Origin of the sequence: Thalassobaculum sp., assembly GCF_965223715.1 — a bacterium.
Taxonomy (GTDB): domain Bacteria; phylum Pseudomonadota; class Alphaproteobacteria; order Thalassobaculales; family Thalassobaculaceae; genus Thalassobaculum.
Genome location: NZ_OZ245012.1, coordinates 2,970,444 through 2,993,291 on the forward strand (window position 1 = coordinate 2,970,444; position 22,848 = coordinate 2,993,291).

22 protein-coding genes are annotated in these 22,848 nt (G+C 67.9%); 9 read left to right on the forward strand and 13 right to left on the reverse strand.

Annotated features, from left to right (window positions below):
- Positions 1-24: 24 nt before the first annotated feature.
- Entirely contained in the window at positions 25-450 is a 426-nt protein-coding gene (locus ACOQOP_RS13645) for a DUF6524 family protein (RefSeq protein ID WP_420562350.1), read from the reverse strand.
- A gap of 72 nt (positions 451-522) precedes the next feature.
- Positions 523-1,449: a hypothetical protein gene (locus tag ACOQOP_RS13650; protein ID WP_420562351.1), complete on the reverse strand. Its 927-nt coding sequence runs from the start codon at positions 1,447-1,449 to the stop codon at positions 523-525.
- Positions 1,450-1,680: 231 nt separating this feature from the next.
- Between ACOQOP_RS13650 and ACOQOP_RS13655 the strand changes: the two genes are divergently transcribed.
- The 5 genes from ACOQOP_RS13655 to ACOQOP_RS13675 all read left to right on the forward strand — a co-directional run bounded on the left by ACOQOP_RS13655 (position 1,681) and on the right by ACOQOP_RS13675 (position 6,241).
- Positions 1,681-2,094, forward strand: a complete 414-nt coding sequence (locus tag ACOQOP_RS13655; RefSeq protein WP_420562352.1) for a hypothetical protein — start codon at positions 1,681-1,683, stop codon at positions 2,092-2,094.
- 248 nt (positions 2,095-2,342) lie between these two features.
- Positions 2,343-2,750 carry a hypothetical protein gene (locus ACOQOP_RS13660; RefSeq protein ID WP_420562353.1) on the forward strand — a complete coding sequence of 136 codons (408 nt, stop codon included), beginning with the start codon at positions 2,343-2,345 and terminating at the stop codon, positions 2,748-2,750.
- Positions 2,751-2,807: 57 nt separating this feature from the next.
- Complete coding sequence (locus ACOQOP_RS13665) at positions 2,808-4,319, forward strand: COG4223 family protein (RefSeq protein WP_420562354.1); 1,512 nt, start codon at positions 2,808-2,810, stop codon at positions 4,317-4,319.
- Between the two features lie 19 nt (positions 4,320-4,338).
- The gene (locus ACOQOP_RS13670) at positions 4,339-4,953 is read left to right on the forward strand and encodes a hypothetical protein (protein ID WP_420562355.1); all 615 of its coding nucleotides are present in this window, start codon (positions 4,339-4,341) and stop codon (positions 4,951-4,953) included.
- Between the two features lie 106 nt (positions 4,954-5,059).
- Positions 5,060-6,241 carry a COG4223 family protein gene (locus ACOQOP_RS13675; RefSeq protein ID WP_420562356.1) on the forward strand — a complete coding sequence of 394 codons (1,182 nt, stop codon included), beginning with the start codon at positions 5,060-5,062 and terminating at the stop codon, positions 6,239-6,241.
- Between the two features lie 65 nt (positions 6,242-6,306).
- Here ACOQOP_RS13675 and ACOQOP_RS13680 read toward each other — a convergent pair whose 3' ends face one another.
- On the reverse strand, positions 6,307-6,957 hold the full coding sequence (locus tag ACOQOP_RS13680) for an AAA family ATPase (protein ID WP_420562357.1): 651 nt from the start codon (positions 6,955-6,957) through the stop codon (positions 6,307-6,309).
- Between the two features lie 127 nt (positions 6,958-7,084).
- Between ACOQOP_RS13680 and ACOQOP_RS13685 the strand changes: the two genes are divergently transcribed.
- Positions 7,085-7,678, forward strand: a complete 594-nt coding sequence (locus tag ACOQOP_RS13685) for a hypothetical protein (RefSeq protein ID WP_420562358.1) — start codon at positions 7,085-7,087, stop codon at positions 7,676-7,678.
- 51 nt (positions 7,679-7,729) lie between these two features.
- Here ACOQOP_RS13685 and ACOQOP_RS13690 read toward each other — a convergent pair whose 3' ends face one another.
- The 5 genes from ACOQOP_RS13690 to ACOQOP_RS13710 form a co-directional block, all read right to left on the reverse strand.
- Positions 7,730-8,521: a DUF4239 domain-containing protein gene (locus ACOQOP_RS13690; protein ID WP_420562359.1), complete on the reverse strand. Its 792-nt coding sequence runs from the start codon at positions 8,519-8,521 to the stop codon at positions 7,730-7,732.
- Positions 8,522-8,607: 86 nt separating this feature from the next.
- Entirely contained in the window at positions 8,608-9,036 is a 429-nt protein-coding gene (locus ACOQOP_RS13695) for a hypothetical protein (RefSeq protein WP_420562360.1), read from the reverse strand.
- A gap of 49 nt (positions 9,037-9,085) precedes the next feature.
- Complete coding sequence (locus tag ACOQOP_RS13700) at positions 9,086-12,202, reverse strand: efflux RND transporter permease subunit (RefSeq protein WP_420562361.1); 3,117 nt, start codon at positions 12,200-12,202, stop codon at positions 9,086-9,088.
- A gap of 47 nt (positions 12,203-12,249) precedes the next feature.
- Positions 12,250-12,930 (reverse strand): hypothetical protein, encoded by a 681-nt coding sequence (locus tag ACOQOP_RS13705; protein ID WP_420562362.1) that lies wholly within the window; start codon positions 12,928-12,930, stop codon positions 12,250-12,252.
- Positions 12,931-12,959: 29 nt separating this feature from the next.
- The gene (locus ACOQOP_RS13710) at positions 12,960-14,693 is read right to left on the reverse strand and encodes an efflux RND transporter periplasmic adaptor subunit (RefSeq protein WP_420562363.1); all 1,734 of its coding nucleotides are present in this window, start codon (positions 14,691-14,693) and stop codon (positions 12,960-12,962) included.
- 432 nt (positions 14,694-15,125) lie between these two features.
- Here ACOQOP_RS13710 and ACOQOP_RS13715 point away from each other — a divergent pair, with 432 nt between their 5' ends.
- Genes ACOQOP_RS13715 through ACOQOP_RS13725 form a run of 3 tightly spaced genes read left to right on the forward strand, consistent with a single transcriptional unit; the run spans position 15,126 to position 17,043 of the window.
- The gene (locus tag ACOQOP_RS13715) at positions 15,126-16,211 is read left to right on the forward strand and encodes a hypothetical protein (protein ID WP_420562364.1); all 1,086 of its coding nucleotides are present in this window, start codon (positions 15,126-15,128) and stop codon (positions 16,209-16,211) included.
- 3 nt (positions 16,212-16,214) lie between these two features.
- On the forward strand, positions 16,215-16,652 hold the full coding sequence (locus ACOQOP_RS13720) for an ATP-binding protein (RefSeq protein WP_420562365.1): 438 nt from the start codon (positions 16,215-16,217) through the stop codon (positions 16,650-16,652).
- Positions 16,653-16,710: 58 nt separating this feature from the next.
- Complete coding sequence (locus tag ACOQOP_RS13725) at positions 16,711-17,043, forward strand: STAS domain-containing protein (RefSeq protein ID WP_420562366.1); 333 nt, start codon at positions 16,711-16,713, stop codon at positions 17,041-17,043.
- A gap of 18 nt (positions 17,044-17,061) precedes the next feature.
- On the opposite strand, the gene rodA is transcribed toward ACOQOP_RS13725, so the two are convergent.
- From rodA to ACOQOP_RS13750, 5 genes are all read right to left on the reverse strand, one after another.
- Positions 17,062-18,219, reverse strand: a complete 1,158-nt coding sequence (rodA, locus tag ACOQOP_RS13730; protein WP_420562367.1) for a rod shape-determining protein RodA — start codon at positions 18,217-18,219, stop codon at positions 17,062-17,064.
- Positions 18,219-20,216 (reverse strand): penicillin-binding protein 2, encoded by a 1,998-nt coding sequence (gene mrdA / locus ACOQOP_RS13735; protein ID WP_420562368.1) that lies wholly within the window; start codon positions 20,214-20,216, stop codon positions 18,219-18,221. Before mrdA ends, rodA begins: the two co-directional genes overlap by 1 nt.
- A 4-nt stretch (positions 20,217-20,220) precedes the next feature.
- Positions 20,221-20,733 (reverse strand): rod shape-determining protein MreD, encoded by a 513-nt coding sequence (mreD, locus tag ACOQOP_RS13740; RefSeq protein WP_420562369.1) that lies wholly within the window; start codon positions 20,731-20,733, stop codon positions 20,221-20,223.
- The gene (gene mreC / locus ACOQOP_RS13745; protein ID WP_420562370.1) at positions 20,730-21,620 is read right to left on the reverse strand and encodes a rod shape-determining protein MreC; all 891 of its coding nucleotides are present in this window, start codon (positions 21,618-21,620) and stop codon (positions 20,730-20,732) included. The genes mreD and mreC overlap by 4 nt, the downstream gene beginning before the upstream one ends.
- Before the next feature lie 88 nt (positions 21,621-21,708).
- Positions 21,709-22,752, reverse strand: a complete 1,044-nt coding sequence (locus ACOQOP_RS13750) for a rod shape-determining protein (RefSeq protein WP_028795427.1) — start codon at positions 22,750-22,752, stop codon at positions 21,709-21,711.
- Positions 22,753-22,848: the final 96 nt, after the last annotated feature.

Genomic DNA, 22,848 nt, shown 5'->3' on the forward strand with positions numbered 1-22,848 from the left:
CGTCTGCAGCGTAAGCGCAGCCGGTCAGACGTTGCGGCCTTCCTCGACGATCTTCACGCCGCCGATGCGCGAGTGGATATGGGCGTAGCAGAGGCCCGCCCCCATGATCAGCACCAGGGTGAACTGCATGGCGTTGATCAGGTCGATGCGGCTGTCGATCGTCACCCAGTCCTTGTCGATGGCGAACCAGGCGCCGGCCGACGTGGCGATCGTGACCAGCAGCAGGCCGGTGCGCTGCAGGGCAACCGCCCCGGTCTCGGCGATGTTGTAATAGGCGAAGCCGAGCACGCCGAAACAGCAGATCTTCAGGATGATGTCCTGGTCCGGATAGTCGACCACCCAGTGGTAATAGGAATAGCCGCTGGTGTTGTAGCTGGCGAACACGATGAAGGCCGGATACAGCAGCCGCGCCAGAATGCCGCCGGGGCCGAGTATGAAATGTCCGTCCATGCGATCCGTCCCGCCGCTGGGCCTTCGATCAGGGCCCCATCCTAAGAACGCCGGCCGTTTCAGGCAAGACGGTCAGCAGACCGGGGCCACCGTCGTGACCTGGCACAGGGCCTCGTCCATGCGGGCCTGGGCCTCGCGCACCGTGCGGTCGCGCTGCTCGTCGATCACCTGGCGCAGTTCGGCCTCGAAGACCGGCCGGTTCCAGGCGCTGTCGACCCAGTTCAGCACGTAGTCCGCCCCCCAGAGCCCGGCGGCGAGAACGCCCGACACCAGCGAGGCGCCGAGGAAGCCGCCGGTATCGACCGCCGTCATCGCGGCGGCCCCGCCGACCATCGGAATGACCACCGGCACGATCACCAGCCGGGTCGTGGCGCTGAGCAGCCGGATCGACAGCGGACGCACCGCCCGGCCTAGCACGAGATCCGCATGGGCCGGATCGACCGCCCCGCCCAGCAGCGCCGCCTTCGGCCCCCGGGTCAGCCGGTCGGGGGCGCCGGGATACCAGTCGACCAGCAGGGGCTGGGCATAGGCCGGCGGCGCGCCCCGGGCCGCGCGGTCCGCCGCCAGCCCCCGGTCGATCCGGGCGAGCTGGTCCACCGCCTCCTGCCAGGCTTCGAAAAGCTGATGCTCGGTCTCCTCGGGGCGGATGACCTGCTCCTCGAAGGCGTCGCCGACATAGTCCTCCAGATCGCGGACGATCTCGGTCGTGTCGAGCGGCTCGCCGCGCCAGATCTGGCCGCCGACCGACTGGGCGCCGACGCCGGCCAGCCGGGCGCTGACCGCGAGGCTGGAGAGCCAGCCATACACCCAATCGCTGTATTCCGGCACCCGGTCGGCCACGTCGTCATAGGGTCCCGACAGGCGGGTGGCGACCAGGGCCTCGGCCGCATGACGCAGGGTCACCGCATCCCGCCGGACCCATCGTTCGGCCCGCTCCGCAGAGACCTCCGGTACTGTCGACGCCCCGGCGGGCAGGGCCAGCAGCAGGGTCAAGGCCATCGCCGTTGCAATCCCGACACACGGCACGGAAAGACGCACATACTGCAATATCGACGACGCATTTATGCGATACATAAGATCCAACTTAATCGCATGATTTCTGCTAAGCTGTGACGAAAGATCAAAGACCGTCAGCCATAAACCGGATGACGGTCGGGGGCCCATCGGTCATTATGTGCACCGCGAAAGCCCGACGTCACGTATTGGCTTCACAAACTGGGGGTGCTCGAGATGAAAGCGTTCGCTTTCCTATTGGTTTCAGCCGGGATCCTGATCGGATCGATCTCGGCCGCGTCGGCTCAGCAGGCCACCACCGCGCCGTCCACCGAAGCGGTCGGCGGTTCCGTGCTCACGCCCGAGCAGGTGGAAAACCTGAATGCCATGGTCGAGAAGATGCAGTCGAGCATGAACGACATGGTTGAAGCGGCCCGCGAGACCGCGCTGCAGATCGGCGCCGGCTCCAAGACCGTCGTGCTGACGACCAACGACCTGGCCGCGATCGCGATCGGCTCGGTCGGCGTCGCGCTGGTGGTCGACATGCTGGGCGGTGGCGGCATGGCCACGCTGGCCGGTGCGGTGGCCGGCGGCGTCGGCGCCCACTGGCTGATGACCCGACAGGGCCCGCTGTTCCAGAACCCGATGTAATCGGGGTCCGGCGCGCGCTCCGGCCCCTGCGGGCCCGGGGCGCCGTGTCACGAACGGTTGCCGGAGTTGAGCCGTTCTCTGGGTTTTCCTGAGGCAACGGTGTTTCCGGAGACTCGCTGGCGGAGTCTTATTGTGATTGCGCCGGGGGCCATTACCGTTGATAAAATGCGCCGGATTTCAAGGAATTGCTGAACAGGCAGCGTAGGTCGATGGTGTCAGATCCAGAGTCACGGCGGCGATTTGCCGACATGGTCCGCATCGAGGGGATGAACGGCGGGTTCATCCGCACGGAGGACGAGCGCCGATTGCTGCAGGACGGCATGACGCGCTTCAACCTGTCCCTCGACGAGGCGAACGGCGCCATGCTGGCGACCGTGAACGATCAGAAGCTGGTGCTGCAGCGCGTGGCCGACGAGGGGACCCGCGAATTCCTCAACGTCCAGGCGAGCCGGAACCGGCAGCGCACGCTGTCACGCAGCGACTTCCGCCAGGCGGTGGAGATGTACCGGGCCAAGGCCCGCCAGCGGGTCTCCGAGGAGGAGGCGAAGCGGCGGGTGAAGTCGCTGATGCTTGAGGAAGGGATCACCGCCAAGCGGCACGGGTGGATCATCCGGTCGCGGCGCTGGTTCAACTCGATACCGGAACAGATCGCCTAGGCACGTCGGGTCTGAGGACAGCCCGCGCGCCGAGGATACAAGCCCGAGGATACGAGAATGGCGAACCGACCACGGCTGCCCAACGTGGACCCCGAAGACCTCGCGAAGCTGGCGAACCAGTACCCGGGCAGTCGGACGGCCGACAGCAGCGGGGCCGGTGAGAAGTCGGCCGCGTCCTCCTCCGGCGCCCCCTCCTCCGGCAAGGAGGAGTCCACCTCCACCCTTTCCGCCTCGTCCTCGACGCGCAGCAGTTCCTCCGCCTCGGGATCGTCGGGCGGGTCGTCCGGCGGCGCGTCCGGGACCGCCGCCGCAGCTCCGAAGAAGCGCGGAAGCTGGTCGGCCGCGTTCCTGACCTTCCTGTTCGCGCTGATCGCCCTGGCCGCCGCCGTCGCCGCCATCGGCGCGCCGAGCTACCGGGCCGAGATCCACGCGCTGCTGACCCAGTACGGCAAGCCGTATCTGAACGACGACACCATCGACATCCTGTCCGGCTACGACACCCAGCGTCTGGAGGTCACCTATGCCGGCCTCGACCAGCGCATCGAGCGGCTGAACGAGGCGCTGGAGCGGATCGGCGGCACCCAGGGCGTGTCCGGCGACGATGCCCGGGCGCTGATGTTCCGCGACGACCTCGCCGAGAAGCTCGACGCGCTGGACGCGCAGGTCGGCAGCGTGGCCCAGGCGACCGACGCCCAGGCCGGGCGGATCGCCGATCTGGAAACCGACCTCACCGGCTTCAACGACACGCTACGCACTGAGCTGCAGGAGTCCGCCACCGAGATCCGCGGCGCCATTGCCGCCGTTCAGGAGGAGGTCGCCGCGACCCGCGCCGATCTCAACGTGCTCGGCGAGCGTATGGCCGCGGCCGAGGGCCGCACAGATGAGCAGGCCGCCGCAAGCGCCGCGATCGCCGGCCGGCTCGAAGAGGTCGAGGGGCGCCTCGGCACCCTGGTGACCAATTTCAACGGCCTGCTGGATCTGAACGACCAGATCGCTCAGACCGTGGCGACCTTCAAGAACGAGAACATGCCGATCCTGGCGGTCATCCAGCTGCGCGACGCGGTCCTGCGCGCCGAGGGCTACACGCCGGAGCTGGCCTTCGCCAAGCGGGTGCTGAACGGCGCGTCCGGGATCCAGGACGCGCTGGGCACCCTGGAGGCGAACGCGCAGGACGGGATCGCCTCGATCCCCGAGCTGCGCCGCGACCTGCGGCTGATCGTCAACAACATGGGCACCTTCGTCGCCAAGGTGGAATCCTGGTCCGAGCGGGTCGGCAGCTGGTTCAACATGCTGGTCGGCGCCTCGACCGTGCCAGAGGCGCGCCGGGGCGGCAGCATCGTGGCGGCCCTCGCCACCATGGACGATGCTCTGGACCGCGACGACCTGGAGCTGGTGATCAGCGAGGGAGCCGGCCTGCAGTCCGAGATCCGCTCCGCCGCCATGGCCGACTGGCTGAACGCCGTGGTCGAGCGGCTGGAAGCGACCAGCGCGGTGCGGCAGCTCGAGACGGTTGTCTATGCCCGCTCGACGACGCCGCAGGCCAACCCGGGGGCGAGAAAGGTCCAGTAGGGCCGGCCTCGAGCCCGCGGTGGAACCAGCCGAACTATTCTCGATCCTCGGTGCCCGCCTCGTCGGCGGCGTCGTTCTGGTCGCCCTGCCGCTTGTCGGCTACGTGGTGGCCAACCTGATCTGGCATGTCCGGCCGCTGGTCTTCTTCCACCGCATTCCGCTGCTCTCCAAGCTGGCGATGGCGACCGGCCTGCTGCTGGGGATCGGGGTGATCGCCGCCAGCGAGCAGCGCCCGTCCTTCGACATCAACGCGATCGTCGCCAATGGCGGTGCCTGGGACGTCGGCTGGCGTCAGTTCCTCACCGACATCGCCAATCCCGGCCTCTACCGCTACGACACCCTGTGGCAAGAGCTGTCCAATCGGGACCTGTCCGCGTTGTGGATGATCTATGGGGTGGCCATGAGCGGCGCCCTCGTCGCCTCGGCAATCGCCACCCTCGTCATGCTGCGCGGCGAGGAATTCCTGATCGGCGTCTTCGCCATGATGTACGAGATACTGGTGATGCAGGCGCTGGCCATGTACGTGATCGCGCTGCTGGCCTACACGCTCTGCACGTTCAACTTCTGGACCGCCCTGCTCGCCCTGATGGTGCTGCAGTATTACCGTTATGTAAAACGTCCGGCGGGACACTAATGCTCAGTGTATTTCGGCCTGTGCGGCCCGCTGCGGCCGATACATTTCAAAACCACTGTAGTATACTTTCGACCAAGGATGGCTCACGCAAAACGGGGACAGGACCGTGACGGACGAGGACACCGGCAGCACTGCCAAGACGACCAAGCGCAAGACCACGTCGACCGCAACGCGCACGCCCTCGAAGCCGCGCAGCAAGTCGGCCGGCAGCGGCTCCACCGCCACCAAGGCGCCCGGCGCGAAGGCCGCCGCCTCGGCCGCCAGCGCGGCATCGACCAAGACTGAAGCGGCGCCCGCGCCGACCGCCCCGGCGGCTCCCGCAGCCCCGGCCACCGCCGCCGCGGCTCCGTCGACCGCAAGCACCGCCGCTTCCGGCGGCTCGGGTTCCGGTGGCACCGGCGGATCCGGCACCGGAGGTTCCGGCTCTGGTGGATCCGGATCGGGCGGCTCCGGTTCGGGCGGCGGCTACACCCGCGTGCCGGCCTCGGCGTCGAGCGAGTCCGGCGGATCGGGTCTGATTACCCTGCCCACCATCCTCAGCATCGCCGCCATCGTCATCGCCATCCTGATCCCCGTCCTCAAGGACCGGGCCGTCGGACCGTCGGTGAAACCCGAGGACGTCAACGCCCTGAAGGTGCAGCAGACAGAGTTGCTCACCGCCGTCGCCAACCTGGAGGCGAGCATCGAGGCGCTGGGCGTCGAACAGGACGCCATGCAGGCCTCGATCGCGGCGGTGAAGGTCCCCTCGATCATGATCGCGGCGACCGACCTCAACGAGGCGATCAGCTCGGGCGACCCGTTCCAGGAAGAGCTCACCCTGTTCCGGGCGATCGTCGGCGAGAACGAGGCCGTGGCATCGGTCTACGCGCTGGAGCCGCTGGCCCAGGCCGGCGTGCCGACCACCCGCGAGCTGCAGGCCGGTTTCGGCGACCTGTCCCACGCGGTGATCGCGTCGTACCAGACCGTGGAGTCCGAGGGCGACCTGGCGAAGCGGGTGTCGGAGACCATGGCCAACCTGACCGCCGCCACCACCCGCCTGCGCTGGCGCCTGGACGGGGCAACCCCGCCGGAGGGAACCTCGCCGCTCGCCGTCATGGCCCGGGCCGAGGACGCCGCCGAGGATGCCGATTTCGACACGGTCATCCTCGAGATGGAGGCGCTGCCGGAGAACCTGAAGGCGATGACGACCTCGTGGGTCGAGCAGGTCGAGGCCCGGAAGAAGGCCACGCTGGCGACGCAGGACCTGGAACTGTTCATGATCGAGACGGTGGCCAGCGCCCGGAACTGACCCGGCGACCACGCGTCATCACAAAGACGGAAGAAGGGGATCGGCGCCGCCGGTCCCCTTTTTCGTCACTCCGCGAACAGGACCGGCTCGATCTCGCGGGCGAGGTTGCGGATCTCCAGGGTCGCCCGGTTCTTCGGCGCGAGGCTGAGCGGCGAGGCGCCGTGGTAGGACGCCTCCTGGAAGATCACCCGGTCGCCGATCCGCGCCTTGAGCGGGTTCAGGCCGAGCTGCTCCAGATTGCGCTCCGTATGGCGCACGACCGTGGTCATCCGCTTGACCCGGTTCAGAACCGAGTGGAACGGGATGTCGCGCCGGGTCAGCTTGCTGGCGGAGCTGATCACCTGCTTCATCTTGGCCGCCTCGAACAGGCTGGCCTCGTCCGGCATCACCGGGATCAGCACCATGTCGGCCACGCCCACGGCATAGACCATCGCCTGGTTGCCGAAGCCGGCGGTATCGACCACCACCACATCGGCCTCCTCGCCCAGGGCGTAGACCGCTTCGATGATCTCGTGCTCGTTGGCGTTGGCCTCCACCGAGATGCCCTTGAAGCCCGAGGCGCTCTTGCGCGCCCAGCGGGCCATGGCCTCGTTCGGATCGGTGTCGAGAATGGCCACCGACTTGCCCTGGTCGCGCCAGTAAGACGCCAGCGCGGCCCCGATGGTTGTCTTTCCGGTTCCACCCTTACTGGTGGCGACAACGAGAATACTGGCCATGGCGGACAACATCTTGTGCAGTGGTGGCGCAATGATGACCCACCCTCGCTGAGAGCGATACCATGATGTTGCCCGGCGCCCTTTTTTCCGCTTTAGTTCCCCCGTCTCCTGGCCGACGGATTATCGCATGTTCCTTTGCAAGACCTCTTCGCGCCGCGGAATCCTGCGGACCGGTGCTTCCGTCGTGGTCCTCGCGGCCGCCCTGGCGGTCGCCCAGCCGTCGGCCGCCCGCGCCGGCGTGGTCGGTGACGCGCTGGAGGCCGTCGCCGGGTGGGTGACGGGAATCGAGACCGCGATCTCCGCCTGGTTCGACAACACGATCGGGACCATCAAGATTCCGGACCGCGAGAAGAGTGCCGCCCTGGCCGTCGCCGAGATGGCCTACAAGGATCCCGCCGGTCTCGCTGCCATCGCCGAGCGTGCCGGCTTCCGGCTGACCTCGATCAGCTTCACCCGGGACGGCGACCAGGTCGACGGCATCACCTTTGCCTATGAGCGGCCGATCGAGAAGGAAGGCCGTCTGGCGCTCTGGCGCGACGTGCTGGAGGTCGAGGACACGCCGTTCCGGCCGGAGATGGAGCTGGTGCGCCTGCTCCTGAATGCCTCGGACATGCAAGAGAACCGGCCGCCGGTCGGCATGACCATGACCGAGGTGACGATCTCGGTGGAGGACGACGAACTCGACGCCTCCTGGACCTTCGTCCCGGTCGCCGCGCAGTAGCTCCTGCTCCCTAGAGCACGATCAGATGTCTCCCTCTGATCGCGAGATTCTCTAGCGTATGACGTTCAGGAAGGCCGTCGGACTGATCGACGCGTCGCCGATGAACGGATAGCTGAGCTGCAGCACCATCAGCAGGTGCAGCATCAGGAAGGACGTGAGCAGCGCCGACATCACCGTCTGCGACACCACGTTCACGGTGCCGAAGAACCAGGGGAAGACGATCGCCATCAGGGTGCCGCTGACCAGGACGGCCCAGACCAGGGCGATCAGCGACCGCGACACCGTGGTCAGCCGCAGCGCCCGGTACTCGTTGATCTGGTTGACCCACTCGATGGTGTTCTGCTGCAGCGAGGCCTGCGCCTCGGTCATCGGCTCGACCCGCATGAAGACGTTGTTCATGTCGGCGAGACGGGTGGAGACGTCCGGATCGGCCAGGCCGTAGCTCATCACCCGCCATTCCTTCTCCACCACCGCGCGGGCGTATTCCTGCACCGCGCGCCGCATGGCGGCCCGGTCGGCATCCTGTCCCGGCTGGTTATAGGTATCGGCCGCCCAGGACAGGGAGGCCAGGGTCGCGGCCTCCCGCTGGGCATTGGTCTGAGCGGTCGTGAAATGATCGAACGCGCCGATCATCGCCAGACCCAAGGTCACCGCGTAGACCTCGCCGAGGAAGCCGAACTTGGCGCCGCCGATGAAGTTGTTGGGTTCGAGCTCGAACGGGGTGAAGACCGAGTTCACCAGCCAGGAGCCGATGACGGACAGCAGGATGCCAATGGCGACCGCGAAGGGTATCGCGGTGCTCAGCGGAACGCCGGCCAGCTGCAGACCGATATCGTATGTCATCGATGCCGTTCCCCCTGGCCGATCCTGGCCGCCCGCCCGGTCATCGCGCTGCGCGCGTCCGCCGCGTCTCGGACCTCACGCCCCGCTCAGTGATGCTCGTGCTCGAGTTCGCCCTTGCCGGCGTGGACCTTGCCGTCCTTGGTCTTGATCCGGATCACTGCATCTACCTCATCCGGCAGGTGGTCGTCGAGCTTGGCGACGAGGGCGCCGTTCTCCATCGCCAGGGCGAGCTTGGTCGGCTTGCCGCCGATCAGCAGCACCAGGTCGCCGCCGGTCGCCTCGCCGGTCAGGTCCTTGCCGCCATGCTCGAACAGGCGGACGATCAGGGTCTCCTCCTCGACCACGATCTCGGCGTCGTACGGACCGACGGCGATGATCTGCCCGCCATTCGGCCCCTTCTCGTGCTCGCCGTGTGCATGCTGGGCCATGGCCGGCGCCGGCAGCGTCGCCGCTGCGGTGAGGGTGAGGCCGCCCGCCATCAGGGCCACGGTGAGGAGGTCGCGTACGATGCGCATCTGTCGGTCCTTTCTACTCAAATCATAGGTCGTCTTGTCGCCAGGAGCCTCAGTACGCTTCCTTGAGCGCACCGCCCTCCTGTCGCTGGGTCTGCAGGTATTCGAGCGATTTCTCGCCGAACAGTTTGAACAGAACCGGTGTGAGCAGGGTGTCCAGCAGCAGCGCGCTGATCAACCCGCTGAAGATCACGACCGCGATCGGGTGCAGGATCTCACGGCCGGGGATCTCGGAGCCGAAGAGCAGCGGGATCAGGCCGAGCCCGGCCGACAGGCTGGTCATCAGCACCGGCGCCAGCCGCTCCTCGCTGCCGCGCACGATCATGTCGTCGCCGAAGCGCTCGCCCTCGCTCAGCACCAGGTTGATGTAGTGGCTGATCTTCAGGATGCTGTTGCGCGCGGTGATGCCGGCCAGGGTCACGAAGCCGAACATGGCGGCGATCGACAGGGGCAGGTTGAATACCCACAGCCCGACGATCCCGCCGATCGCCGCCATCGGGATGATGGTCATGATGATCAGGCACAGGCTCGCCCGACGGTACCGGGTGTAGAGCACCACGAAGATCATCGCCAGCGAGGCGAGCGACAGCAGCAGGATCGATTTCGAGGCGTGTTCCTCGGCCCGGAAGGTGCCGTCCAGGTTCACGAAATAGCCCATCGGCAGCTCGGCGGCACTCACCTGCTCGTTGATGGCGTCGACCACATGGCTCATGTCGCCGGCATCGGCATTGGCGCGCACCACGATGCGGCGACGCATGTTCTCGCGGTCGATGTTGTCGGGGCCGTCGGTCTCGATGATGTCGGCGAAGGTGGACAGCGGAACATGGCCGCGCGGGGTGTCGATCAGCAGCGACGACAAGCCCTCGGAACCGCGGTCCTCGTCCTTCATCCGGATCACCAGGTCGAAGCGGCGCTCGCCCTCGAACACCTCCGACGGACTGAAGCCCAGCGCCATGTGCTCCAGCGTCTCCAGCACCTGGGACGGGGCGATGCCGTAGGCCGCCGCCCGTTCGTGGTCGATGGCGACGGAGATCTCCGGCAGCCGCGATTGGGTCGAGACGGCGACGTCGCCGATGCCGGGGATGGTGCGCATGTCGGCGGCGAAGCCTTCGGCAAGATTGCGCAGCACGTCCAGGTCGTCGCCGAAGACCTTCAGGGCGATCTTGGCCCGCACGCCGGAGATCATGTTGTCGATCCGGTGCGAGATCGGCTGGTCCATGAAGACCCGGACCGGGAACGGGGCGAGCTTCAGGCGGATGTCGGCCGCAACCTCCTCGCCGGGGCGGCTTCCGGCGGCGAGACGGACGTTGAACTCGCTCACATTGACGTTCTCGGCATGCTCGTCGAGCTCGCCGCGCCCGGTGCGCCGGCCGACCGCCAGCACGTCGGGAACCTGCAGCAGCAGATGCTCGATCACCCCGCCGATCCGGTTGGAGGCCTCCAGCGAGGTGCCCGAGGGCGCCTGCACCAGCACGACGAGCGAGCCTTCGTTCGCCGTCGGCATGAAGATGCGCGGCAGGGCCATCGCCGACAGCCCGACCAGCAGCGCCAGCCCGGCGACCGCGCCCACCAGGGCCCAGCAGCGGGCGAGCGCCCAGCGCACCACCGACCGGTTCCACTGCTTCAGCTTGCTCAACACCGCGCCATCGCCGGCATGCATGAGCTTGGAATTCGGCAGCAGGTAGTAGCAGAGCACCGGCGTGATCGTGGTCGCGGTCAGCAGGCTCGCCAGGATGGCGATGATGTAGGCGGTGGCGAAGGGGGTGAACATCCGCCCCTCGATGCCCGACAAGGCGTAGAGCGGCACCAGCACGACGATGATGATGATGGTGGCGATCAGGATGCCGGAGCGCACCTCGATGGAGGCGTCGGCAATGACCTGGAGCGCGGGCCGCGGCGTCGGCAGGGCCGCGTTCTGGCGCAACCGCCGGAACACGTTCTCCACGCCCACCACGGCGTCGTCGACCAGTTCGCCGATGGCGATGGCGAGACCGCCCAGGGTCATGGTGTTGATCGACAGGCCGAAGGCATGCAGCACCAGGATCGCCGACAGGGCCGAGATCGGAATGGCGGTCAGCGAGATGATCGTGGTGCGGGCATTCACCAGGAAGACGGCCAGCACGATCGCCACCACGATCGAAGCCTCGATCAGCACACGCTTCACGTTGTCGATGGAGATCTCGATGAAATCCGCCTGGTTGTAGAGCGGGGAATGGACCTGCACATCGTCCGGGAAGCCGGCCCGCAGCCCGTCCAGGGCGACCTTGACCCGCTCCACCAGATCGAGCGTATCCACCCCGGGCTGCTTCATCACCGAGGTGATCACCGCCTGGGAACCGCCATAGCCGGCATCGCCGCGCTTGGGTCGGGCGACGAAGTCCACATCGGCGATCTGTTCCAGCGGGATCGAGATGCCGTCGCGCTCGGCGACGCGTACTCGCCGAAGGTCCTCCAGCTTGCTGCCGGAGCCCAGGTTACGGATCACGTACTCCCGGTCGGACTGCTCGACAAAACCGCCGCCGGTATTGGTGCCGAAGCGGTGCATGGCGGCGGAGAGCTCGTCGATGGTGACGTTCACCGCCATCATCCGGGCCGGGTCGGGCGTGACCCGGAACTGGCGGATCTCGCCGCCGATCGGGATCACCTGGGCCACCCCGGGCTCGGCCATCAGGCGGGGGCGGACCACCCAGTCCACCATCTCGCGCAGTTCCATGGCCGAGGTCTCGCCCTCGGCGGTGAAGGCCAGCAGCATGATCTCGCCCATGACCGATGACATCGGGGTCATGAACGGCACCACCCCGTTGGGCAGGGTGTCGGTGATCTGCTCCAGACGCTCGACCACGAACTGGCGGTCCACCAGCACGTCGGTGTCCCAGCCGAATTCCAGGTAGACCATGGAGATACTGCGGCCGGAGACACTGCGCACCCGGGCCAGTCCGGGCAGGCCGGCCATGCCGGCTTCGATCGGATAGGTGACCAGCGCCTCCACCTCCTCGGCCGACAGGCCGGGAACCTCGGAGATGATGGTGACCATCGGTCGGGTCAGGTCGGGATAGACATCGACCGGCATGCGGCTCAGCGACAGCAGGCCGTAGCCGACCATGGCGAGCGCGATGACCAGGACGAAGAGCCGGTTCCGGAGGCTTTGCTGGACGAGTTGAGCGAACATGGAGCCGGCTCTCTTCAGTCAGATAGGCGGGAGGGAGAGGCCGGCCCTCAAACCAGGCCGGTGGTCGATATGCCCATGGCGAGGCCGACGACGACCGCGCTCATGCCGACCCAGCGGGCGACGCCGCGATAGCGGATGCCCGCGGACAGGCCGACCAGCGAGAGCAGGCCGCCCATCAGGATCAGCCAGGTCCCGCCCTCGCTTTCGGCGGAAGCCAGCTCGGCCACCCCGTCGGCCAGGCCGGCATGGGAATCGCCGGCCTCGGTCTTGCCGCTCTCCAGCGACGCGTCCACCACGGCATCGGACAGGCCGACCACCATCAGGTCCTCGCCCGCCTCGGCGACCACGGTCACCACCACGTCCGAGCCGCGCAGGGTCTGCGGGTCCACCCCGGCGGGCGGCCAGGGCGAGGCGAGATAGACGCCCGGCACAACCTCCTCGGCGATCAGCGGCGCGTCGGCCACCGTCAGCAGTTCGACATAGGCGTCCAGCACCGGGGCGTTGGTATCGGCATTGTCCAGGAAGATCGCCAGCGCGCCGGAGACCGGCATGGCGACGAATTCGAACCAGGTGCCGGCGGCGACGGCGCGCGGACGCAGGTCGTCCAGGGAGACCGTCGGCAGCGCCTCCTCGGTCCCGTGGTTGTGGCCGGGGCCGGCCTTAGGGGCCGCGGCCGGCACCGCCAGCAGGCACAGCGCCAGGGCGGCAATCGTTACGACCTTCGTCATCCCGGGGCTCCGTTCCTTCGTCCGGTCCATCAGCGGATCTCCGACAACAGGGTGGCGCCGGCGACGACGACGCGGACGCCGTCCTCCAGGCCCGCCTCGATCATCGCCACCTGGGCGCCGGCCGAGCTCCACTTGACCTTGCGCGGCTCGTACTGCTCCGGACCCTTGGCGACCCAGACCGTCATCTCGCCATTGCCCTGGCGCACCAGGGCGCTGCGCGGCACGAGCACACCCTGCGCCTCGCCCATCTCGCGGACATTCACCACGACCTGCTGGCCGATCCGAACACCTTCCGGCACGCCCTCGACCCGGAACTGGATCGGCGAGGACTGCGCCCCGTCGGTGGACAGACCGAGACCCTGAAGCACCAGATCCATGACCTGCCCGTCCTGGGTCTCTGCCGTCGAGCCGGTCTGGGCGAAATTCGTCTGGGTTCCGAAGGCGTCCGCCTCGACCCAGAGATCGTCGGTGTCGGCGATCTCCCAGAGAAGCTGGCGCTCCTCGACCACCTGTCCGACGCGCACCTCCGAGCGGGCGATCACCCCGCCCACGGAAGCCACCAGGGGCTGGCGCGCGTCCAGGCCGGCGATCAGTGCGTCGCGCTGGGCCCGCAGCTTGGAGAGTTCGATGCGCAGCGACAGGATCCGGCCGTCGCGGAACGGCAGCAGCGGCAGTTCCCGTGTCCGGGCGATGGCCAGTTCCTGCTCGGCGATCTGGCCGCGCACCAGGGCGATCTCGCCCTGCAGTTCGGCCCGGCTCTGGCTCGACAGGATCGGCACCAGATAGCCCAGCAGTTCACCCTTCTCGACCCGCTGTCCGATCACCGGGAAGCCGGTCTCGGCCTCCTCGATCCTGCCGTTCTGCTCGGCCTGGACCAGCCCGCTGCTGGTCGGGTTGGCGATCACGTGACCGACCATCCGCCGGGTCGTCGACACCGTCCCCTTGCAGGAGAAGGCGGTGCGGACCTGCAGCAGACGCTGGGTCACCTTGGGCAGGAAGATGGTGCCGTCGGGCAGGCGCTGGGCGCTCTCGTCCATCAGGCCGAGCTTGCTGAGCACGGCCACGTCCTCGCCGCTCAGCGCCGCCGCCTCTCCCGCGTCCTGGTCGGACCACGCGCAGACCGTGTCGCTGACCGTCCCCTGGTCGGCGGCCGTCGCCGGCGCGGCGTCCGTCGCCGTCTGCGGCTCGCCGGTGGTGGATTTCAGCGCGACCGGCTGGAACTCGCTGCGGGTGCCCGACTGGGCCGCGGCCAGCGGCGGTCCGCCGCTCGCCGATCGGCGGCCGACCGGCTCCGCCGGCTGGCTGGCAGCGTCATCCACCTGGAACGGATGCGCGGCGGGCGGCGCCACCTCGGTCCCGGCCGCCGCGTCGCCGCTGGTCCCCCACCAAGCGCTCGCCACGCCGCGTTCGCCCAGCCGCTCGCGATCCTGCGCCCCTTCGGTGGACATCAGTCCGAACATCTGCAGGGTGCCGATCCCGATGATCCGGGTCGATTCGACCAGCTCTCCGCCCAGGTAATAGGCCCCCTCGGCCAGTTGCCAGCCGGTCTCAGCGACGGTCGCGGCCCCGGCGCTCAGCCCATCGGCCCCCTGGGACACCATCGCGGACATGCCGGTCCCGTCCCGCGCCTCGGCGGGCGGCAGGACGACCGGACTGGTCGGTTCGTTCGCGGCGCGGGCGTCGACCGACGCCCCGCCCAGTTCCATGGCGGCGACCAGTCCCCCGATCGCCAGCGCACCGAACGCTGCGGCTCGAAAACTCATTGAAGGGTCACCTCTCGACGTTCTGTTCCAGGCGCACCATGCCAAACCGAATGCCGGGCGCCGACCTTCCAGCCCCCACCCCCGGCAGCCTCCATTCCCCCACCCGATCGATAGTCTTTTGCATGACCTCTACCTTCGCGTGCAACCGGATCGGAAAGCGGTGCGAAGTCTTCATGCCACGATCAGTCTGTCGCGAACAGGCGAACAGAGAGGTTATAACATGTCTGAAATCGGCCCCGGAGGAAACAGGGATCTTTGAACAATTACAATGCAACTTCCGGACTAACTTGATATTTCCGCCCCCGGTGGAGCGCCCGGCCCCCTCCGCCGGAGTTGGATTGATCGGCGAGGAAGAGTAGCCTTCCGCCTCCACAACAACACCGACGAGGCCTCGGTCCGGACATGGCGGCGCATCCCCGATTGAGCGCGAACATGTTCGATGCATGCCTGCGGGCGGCCGAGCGGAGCCTCGACGCGCCGTTGGCAAGTACGGCCACCCTGCGCAACGCCATCGCCTGCCTGTCCCGCTTCGGCGACGACCACCGGCGGGCCATGGCCGATGGTGGGGAGCTGCGCCGCGCCGCCCAGGCCGGAGCCGCCCGGCTGCAGAAACAGATCGCCGGCACCGTCCTGCCGGCCCTCGCCGGCCTGTTCGACGCGGCGGCCGCGCGAGGCTGGCAGGCCGAGGACGCCCCGGAAGCCGTGACCCCGCTGGAGGCCGCCGCCCTGCTCAGCGCGCTCACGGAATGGCAGCGCGCCAGCGGCAGCGGGACCGAAGCCGGTGCGCAGGCGGTGCGCCTCTGCACGAGGATGACGGCCGACGCCAAGGCCTGCGTCGACCGTTTCAAATCCCTGCAGCGACCGGAGGACTCCCCGGACTACCGCGCCGCGGCGACCGACCTGGCGCAGCTCGAGGCGATGATCCGGCTGGCCGGCCGCCTGAACCAGACCAAGCCCCAGGCGGAACTCCGCCGGCTGCGCGACCATTACGCCAAGACCGCCCTGCTCTCGGCCCTGGGGGTGATCGACCGCGGCGGCGACGCGGCCGACATGTTCGTCCATTTCGACATCGCCGCCATGCTGGTCTCCGTCGAGCATGTGGTGGCGGTCATCTCGCGCACGATCGACGTGGTCGAGCAGGAGCGGGAGCATTCCCACCCCCATGTGGAAACCCTGAGCGAACACGTGGTGCGCGATTTCGCGTCTGGATTGATGCGGTTGGCGCCGACCTATGTGAGAATGCTGAAGAACACGGCTGCCGCTCGCGGAACGGCGGCTCCCGAATTCGGGTTCTCCGTCCTGCGGGTGCTGCTCCAGATCACCCGCCTGATCCGGATCCTCCATTACCATCTGGACGACGAGACCCTGGCGGACGCGGCGAACAAGATTGTCGCCGACGTCTCAGACCTGCGAGGCAAGCTGTTGCACACCGCCCGAAACGACCAGCCCCTTCTGCTGCGCATGCATGAGACCCTCGACAGCCTGGCAGCCGCCTCCGTACCGGACGCGAGACCCTGACCGATGGCGCATGAGACCCTGACGATCTCCGCCGCCAACCGGCCGGAGGAGCTCGGCCGGATCGCCACCGAACTCGGCGGCTTCGCCGAGGAGAACGACCTGCCGATGCGCAGTGCCATGCATCTGGACCTGGCGGTGGAGGAGATCGTCTCCAACGTCATCAAGTACGGCTTCGAGGCCGACGACATCCGCGACGACGCCATCGAGATCGCCCTGACCCTTCAGGGCGACAGCCTCGCCATCCGCATCGCCGACCGCGGCCGGGCCTTCAATCCACTGGAGGACGCGCCGGTGCCGGATATCGAGGCCGAGGTCGAGGATCGGCCCATCGGCGGCCTCGGAGTGCATATCGTCAAGGCCACGATGGCCGAGCTGCGCTATACCCGCGACGGCGGCCGCAACATCCTCGACATGGTGCTGTCGCTGAGCGCCCCGGCATGACGCCGGCGGCCTGACCCGTTACTCTGCCCCGACGACCGACCTGGAAGGACCTGGAAAGATGCAGATCGAGACCGCGACCCATGGCGACCTGCTGGAAGTCACCCCCAAGGGACGGCTGGACAGCAACAGCGCTCCGGCCCTGGAGAAAGTCCTGCTGGAGCGGATCGATGCTGGTCAGTCCAAGCTCACGATCGATTTCGGCAGCGTCGACTACATCTCCAGCGCCGGGCTGCGGGTGCTGCTGATGGCCGCCAAGCGCACGGGTGCCGCCAAGGGGCGCTTCTCCATGCACTCCCTGTCCCCGGAGATCCGCGAGGTGTTCGAGATCAGCGGCTTCCTGACGATCCTGAAGGTCTATCCCGACCTGAACGCGGCCCTCGCCGCCCAGTGACGGCCGCCGGAGCCGGTCTCAGTCCTCCTCGACGCCGGCCCGGGCGATGCGCACGTCGCGGTGCACCGACACCCCGATCAGCAGGCCGAGGCCGATCATCATCGTCAGCATCGCCGTTCCGCCATAGCTGATCATCGGCAGCGGCACGCCGACCACGGGGATCAGCCCCATGACCATGGCGACGTTGATGAAGAGATAGAGGAACAGCGTCGTGGTCACGCCGAGCGCCACCAGCCGGCCGAACTGGCTGCGCGAGCGGATGGCGATGGCGAAGCCATAGGCCAGCACCAGGACGTAGAGCCCGATCAGGCAAGACGCCCCCACCATGCCGAACTCCTCGGCCAGCATGGTGAAGATGAAGTCGGTCTGCTTTTCCGGCAGGAAGTTCAGGTGGCTCTGGCTGCCCTTCAGGAAGCCCTTGCCGAAGATGCCGCCGGAGCCGAGCGCGATCTTGGACTGCAGGATGTGGTAGCCGGAGCCGAGCGGGTCGCTTTCCGGGTTGAGGAAGGTCAGGATGCGCTTCTGCTGATACTCGCGCAGGAACTGCCAGACGATCGGTACCGCCGCCACACCGGCGGCAATCAGCGCCAGGAACTTCCAGATCCGCACCCCGGCCAGGAAGAAGATCGCGCCCGCCCCCGCGATCATCATCAGCGCCGTCCCCAGATCCGGCTGCTTCAGCACCAGCATCGCCGGCACGGCCACCATCAGCAGCGGGATGATCAGGTTCAGCGGGTTGCCTACTTCCTCGTAGGTCAGGCCGTTGAAATACCGCGCCAGGGCCAGCACCAGGCAGATCTTCATGACTTCAGATGGCTGGAGCTGGAACAGGCCGAGATCGATCCAGCGCTGCGCGCCCATGCCGATCTCGCCCATGAACTCCACCGCCCCCAGGAGCACAAGCGCCACCAGGTAGCCGAGATAGGCCGTCCGCATCCAGAACCGGATGTCGATCAGGGCGATCGTCAGCATGATCGACAGGCCGATGCTGAAGCGCAGCACATGGCGGTAGGCCCAGGGCGACCAGGAGCCGTTCGCCGCGGAATACAGCATCAGGCAGCCCACACCGGCGATCGTGACCACCAGCAGCACCAGCAGCCAGTTCACGGCCACCAGCTTCTGGCCGATGGTGAGTTCGGGCGGGTTCAGGCCGTCGGATCGGAAGGAGATCGCCATCAGCCGTCCTGACTCTCGGTCGTGTCCTTGACGCTCTCGTCCATCGCGGTCGGCCCGGGCGGGTCGATCCGCAGCGCCTCGCGCAGCACGTCGGCGCCGATCGGGGCGGCCATGGACGACCCACCGCCGCCATGCTCGACCACCACGGCCACCGCATAGCGCGGCGCCTCGACCGGGCCGAAGCCGACGAAGAGGGCGTGGTCGCGGAAGCGCCAGGGTTTCTCTTCCTTGTAGGCGCCCGAGGCACGGTCGGCCATGGTGATGCGCCGGACCTGGGCGGTGCCCGTCTTGCCGCCGATCTTCACGTCGCCCTCGCCGCCCTGGACCTTGCGTGCCGTCCCGCGCGCGCCGTTGACCACCTCCGACATGGCGACCCGGACGGCCTCCAGGTGACGGGTGTCGACGGCCATGTCCTCGACAGGCGGGAGCGGACCGCTCGGCATCTCCAGATGCGGCACCACCGCCTTGCCGCCGTTCACCAGCCGCGCCGTCATCAGCGCGAGCTGCAGCGGTGTGGTCAGGTTGAAGCCCTGCCCGATCGCCGCCACCAGCGTCTCGCCCATCTGCCAGGGCACGCCGGTGGTCGCCAGCTTCCATTCCCGGGTCGGGACCAGACCGCGGCGTTCGCCCGGCAGGTCGACGCCGGTCGCCTCGCCCAGCCCGAACCGCTTGGCGATGGCGGAGATCCGGTCGATGCCGATCCGCTTGGCGAGCTCGTAATAGTAAACGTCGCAGCTCTGGGCGATGGACTGCTTCATGTCGAGCCAGCCATGGCCGTGGCGCGACCAGCAGTGGAAACGCGTGTCGCCCAGCTCCAGATGGCCCGGGCAATAGAACTTGGTGTCCGGTCCGGCCAGCCCGGATTCCAGCGCGGCCAGCATCACCAGCATCTTGAAGGTGGAGCCCGGCGGGTACTGGCCGGCCACCGCCTTGTTGTTGAGCGGCCCCCGCGGGTTGGTCAGCAGCTCTTCCCAGTCCTTGGCCGACAGGCCGCGGTTGAACGGGTTCGGGTCGTAGCCCGGCGCCGAGGCCAGCGCCCGCAGCTCGCCGGTATGCACGTCCATCACCACCGCGGAGCCGCTCTCCGCCTCGATCACCTTGCCGTCGGCATTCACCAGCACCGTCTGCTTGTCGGCATAGAGGTCGCGCATCGCCGGCTCCGCCTGGGCCAGGGCGAGCTGGGCGCGCGGGTCCTCCATCGGCAGCCGCTCGGCGTTGCCACGGGCCAGACGTTCGGTGGCGTAGCGCTGCAGGTTGATGTCCAGGGTCAGCTTGACGTCGCGGCCGGGCTCGCCGTCCTCGCCCGGCAGCTTGCGGATGATCCGGCCGAGCGCGTTGACCTCGACCTGACGCCGGCCGGCGGTGCCGCGCATGCCGAGGTCGTGCAGCTTCTCGATCCCGCTCTTGCCGATGCGGAAGTCGGGCAGTTCCAGCACCGGGTCGCCGGTCAGCTCGCTCTCGGAGACCGCCGCCACATAGCCGGTGATGTGGACGGCCGTGTCGGAGAAGGGATAGCGCCGGGAGCGGCCGACCTCAATGCGGATACCGGGCAGATAGGGCGCGTTCACCGCGACCCGGGCGATCTCCTCGCGGGTCAGGTTCTCCACCACGGTGACCGGCACGAAAGCGCGCTTGCGCTTCACGTCCTTCAGCACCCGGCGCACGTCCCAGTCCGGCACCTCGATGATCGAACGCAGGGCCGACAGGGTGGCGGCCACGTCGTCGGTCTGCTCGCGCACGATCTCGACGCGGAAATTGTCCTGATTGTCGGCCAGCGCCACGCCGTTGCGGTCGAGGATGCGGCCGCGCACCGGCGGCAGGAGCTCCAGGTTGAACTGGTTGCCCCGAGACAGCAGCTCGTAGCGGTCCGCCTCGACCACCTGCAAGTAATAGAGCCGGGCGCCGAGCGCGCCGATCAGGGCGAGCTTGCCGCCGGCCAGCACCAGGGCGCGGCGGGTGAAGACCTTTTGGACGTCCTGTTCGCTTGCCTTCAGCATGGCGCTACCGGACCACGTAGCGGTGGAGGCGTACGAAGACCCAGGCCACGACCGGGAAACCGAGCACGGTGACGAGATACTGGAACAGCGCCGGCTCGGGCCCGACCAGGCGGAACTGCAGCACCGACATCATCAGCCAGGCCAGGATCGAGATCGGAAGCTGGATCACCATGAAGCCGACCCAGGTCAGCAGGAACGGCTTGGTGATGAGCGCCCGGCGCTGGGAGAGGGCGAAGGCGTGCAGCAGCAGCAGGCTGACCGCCGTCAGGCCGAGCGGGGTGCCGGTGAGGATGTCCTGCAGCACGCCGATCAGGAACAGCGCCGAGGCCGGCTGGAGGTCCGGCCTGAACACCGCCCAGTAGAAGGTCGCCATGGCGGTGTAGCCGGGCACGACCGAGGCGTATCCGGGAATGCCGACGGTGATGACCGAGAGCACCGCCAGCAGGGTGGTGAGCACCATCGGTGTCGACTGCCGGATCCAAAGGTCGAAGCGTTGGGTGGCGGTCGGGCGCATCATGGCTTCGTCCCGCCGGAGCGGGGCGCGGTCTCCGGTCCCATCACGGAGAAGGGCGGCAGATGGGCGCTCTCCGGTTGCACGACGCCGTCGGACCCGGTCTTCAGGATGCGCACATACTCCAGCCGCTCCCAGTCGACGAAGGGCGTGACCCGGATTGAGTTGTCGGTGATCGTGGTCACCATGCCGACAGCCAGCCCCGGCGGAAACACACCGCCATGGCCGGAGGTCACGATCCGGTCGCCGGGGACGACCTGGGCGTTCTGCGGCAGATAGACGATGCGGGGCGAGCGGGTGTTGTCGCCGGCAAGCACCCCCGGATCGCGGGTCCGCTCGATCACGATCGGGATCTGCGAGTTCAGGTCGGTGATCAGGAGCACCCGGCTATAGGCCTCGCCGACCTCGACGATGCCGCCCACCAGACCCTCGCCGCTGACCGCGGCGTTGCCGAGGGCGAGTCCGTCCTTGCGGCCGGCGGTGATCATGACGCTGCGCACGAAGGCGCCGCCGCCATCGGCGATCACCCGGGCGCTGACGAAGTCGATCTCCTTGGGCGGCACGAAGTTGGTCAGCGCCCGCAGCGCCCGGTTCTCCGCCTCAAGACGGCGGGCGACGTGCTGCCAGCGGTCCAGCCGGTCGTTCTCCACGGCCAGCCGGGCGTTCTCCGCCCGCAGGTAGCGCAGGTCGCGCACGTTGTTCATCAGGTCGGTGACCGCCTCGGCCGGGCGCGACGCCACCTCGATCACCGGGGCCAGCGCGTCGAGCACGACCATCCGCGCCCGCTCCACCAGCAGCACATCCGCCTTGCCCAGCAGCATGAGCGCGAAGGCGGCGGCGATCAGCGTGGCGAAGGCGAACCGGCTCCACAGTGAGCGCACGGGTTGTGCCACGCTGCTGAACGATCCGGGTCGCTTCGCCATAGTCGCCGGTCACCTCAAGGGTCGACAGAAAATCGCACGCGACGGTGCGGCAGGAACGTCAGTACGCGCCGATCAGCACGTTGCGCAGAACCTTCATCTCTTCCAGGCACCGGCCGGTGCCGAGCGCCACGCAGGAGAGCGGGTCGTCGGCGATCATCACCGGCAGGCCGGTGGCGTGGCGCAGCACGAAGTCGAGATTGCCGAGCAGCGCCCCGCCGCCGGTCAGGACGATGCCCTTGTCGACGATGTCGGCGGCCAGTTCCGGCGGCGTCTGCTCCAGGGCGACCTTCACCGCCTCGACTATCTGGCTGACCGGCTCGGCCAGGCTGTCGGCGATCTGCGACTGGTCGATGATGATTTCCTTGGGCACGCCGTTCATCAGGTCGCGGCCCTTGATCTGCAGGCCCTTGCCGGTGCCGTCCTCCGGCGGATAGGCGGAGCCGATCTCCTTCTTGATCCGCTCGGCACTGCCCTCACCGACCAGGAGGTTATGGTTGCGGCGGATATAGGCGATGATCGCCTCATCCATCTTGTCGCCGCCGACGCGCACCGAGCGCGAATAGACGATGCCGCCGAGCGACAGCACGGCCACCTCGGTGGTGCCGCCGCCGATATCGACGACCATGGAGCCGGTCGGTTCGGTGACCGGCAGATTGGCCCCTATCGCGGCGGCCATCGGCTCCTCGATGAGGAAGACGCGGCGGGCACCCGCGCTCTCGGCACTCTCCTGAATGGCGCGCCGCTCCACCGCGGTCGACCCCGACGGCACGCAGACGATGACCTGCGGGCTGGCGAAGGACCGGCGGTTATGCACCTTGCGGATGAAGTGCTTGATCATTTCCTCGGCGACTTCGAAGTCGGCGATGACGCCGTCGCGCAGAGGGCGGATGGCCTGGATGTTGCCGGGCGTTCGGCCGAGCATCTGCTTGGCCTCGTCGCCGACGGCCAGCACCTGCTTCTTGCCCCGCACCGTGGCGATGGCGACCACCGACGGCTCGTTGAGGACGATGCCGCGGCCCTTGACATAGACCAGGGTATTGGCCGTGCCGAGGTCAATGGCCATATCGGCGGACAGCATTCCGAGGAGATTGGCGAAGAACATCGTTTCTCAGTCCCGTCGATGTTGCGGGCCGGTCCATGTCTCCCATGGGACTGGCCGATCGAATCCCGTCAGGGCCGCCGACCCAGATCCCAGGAT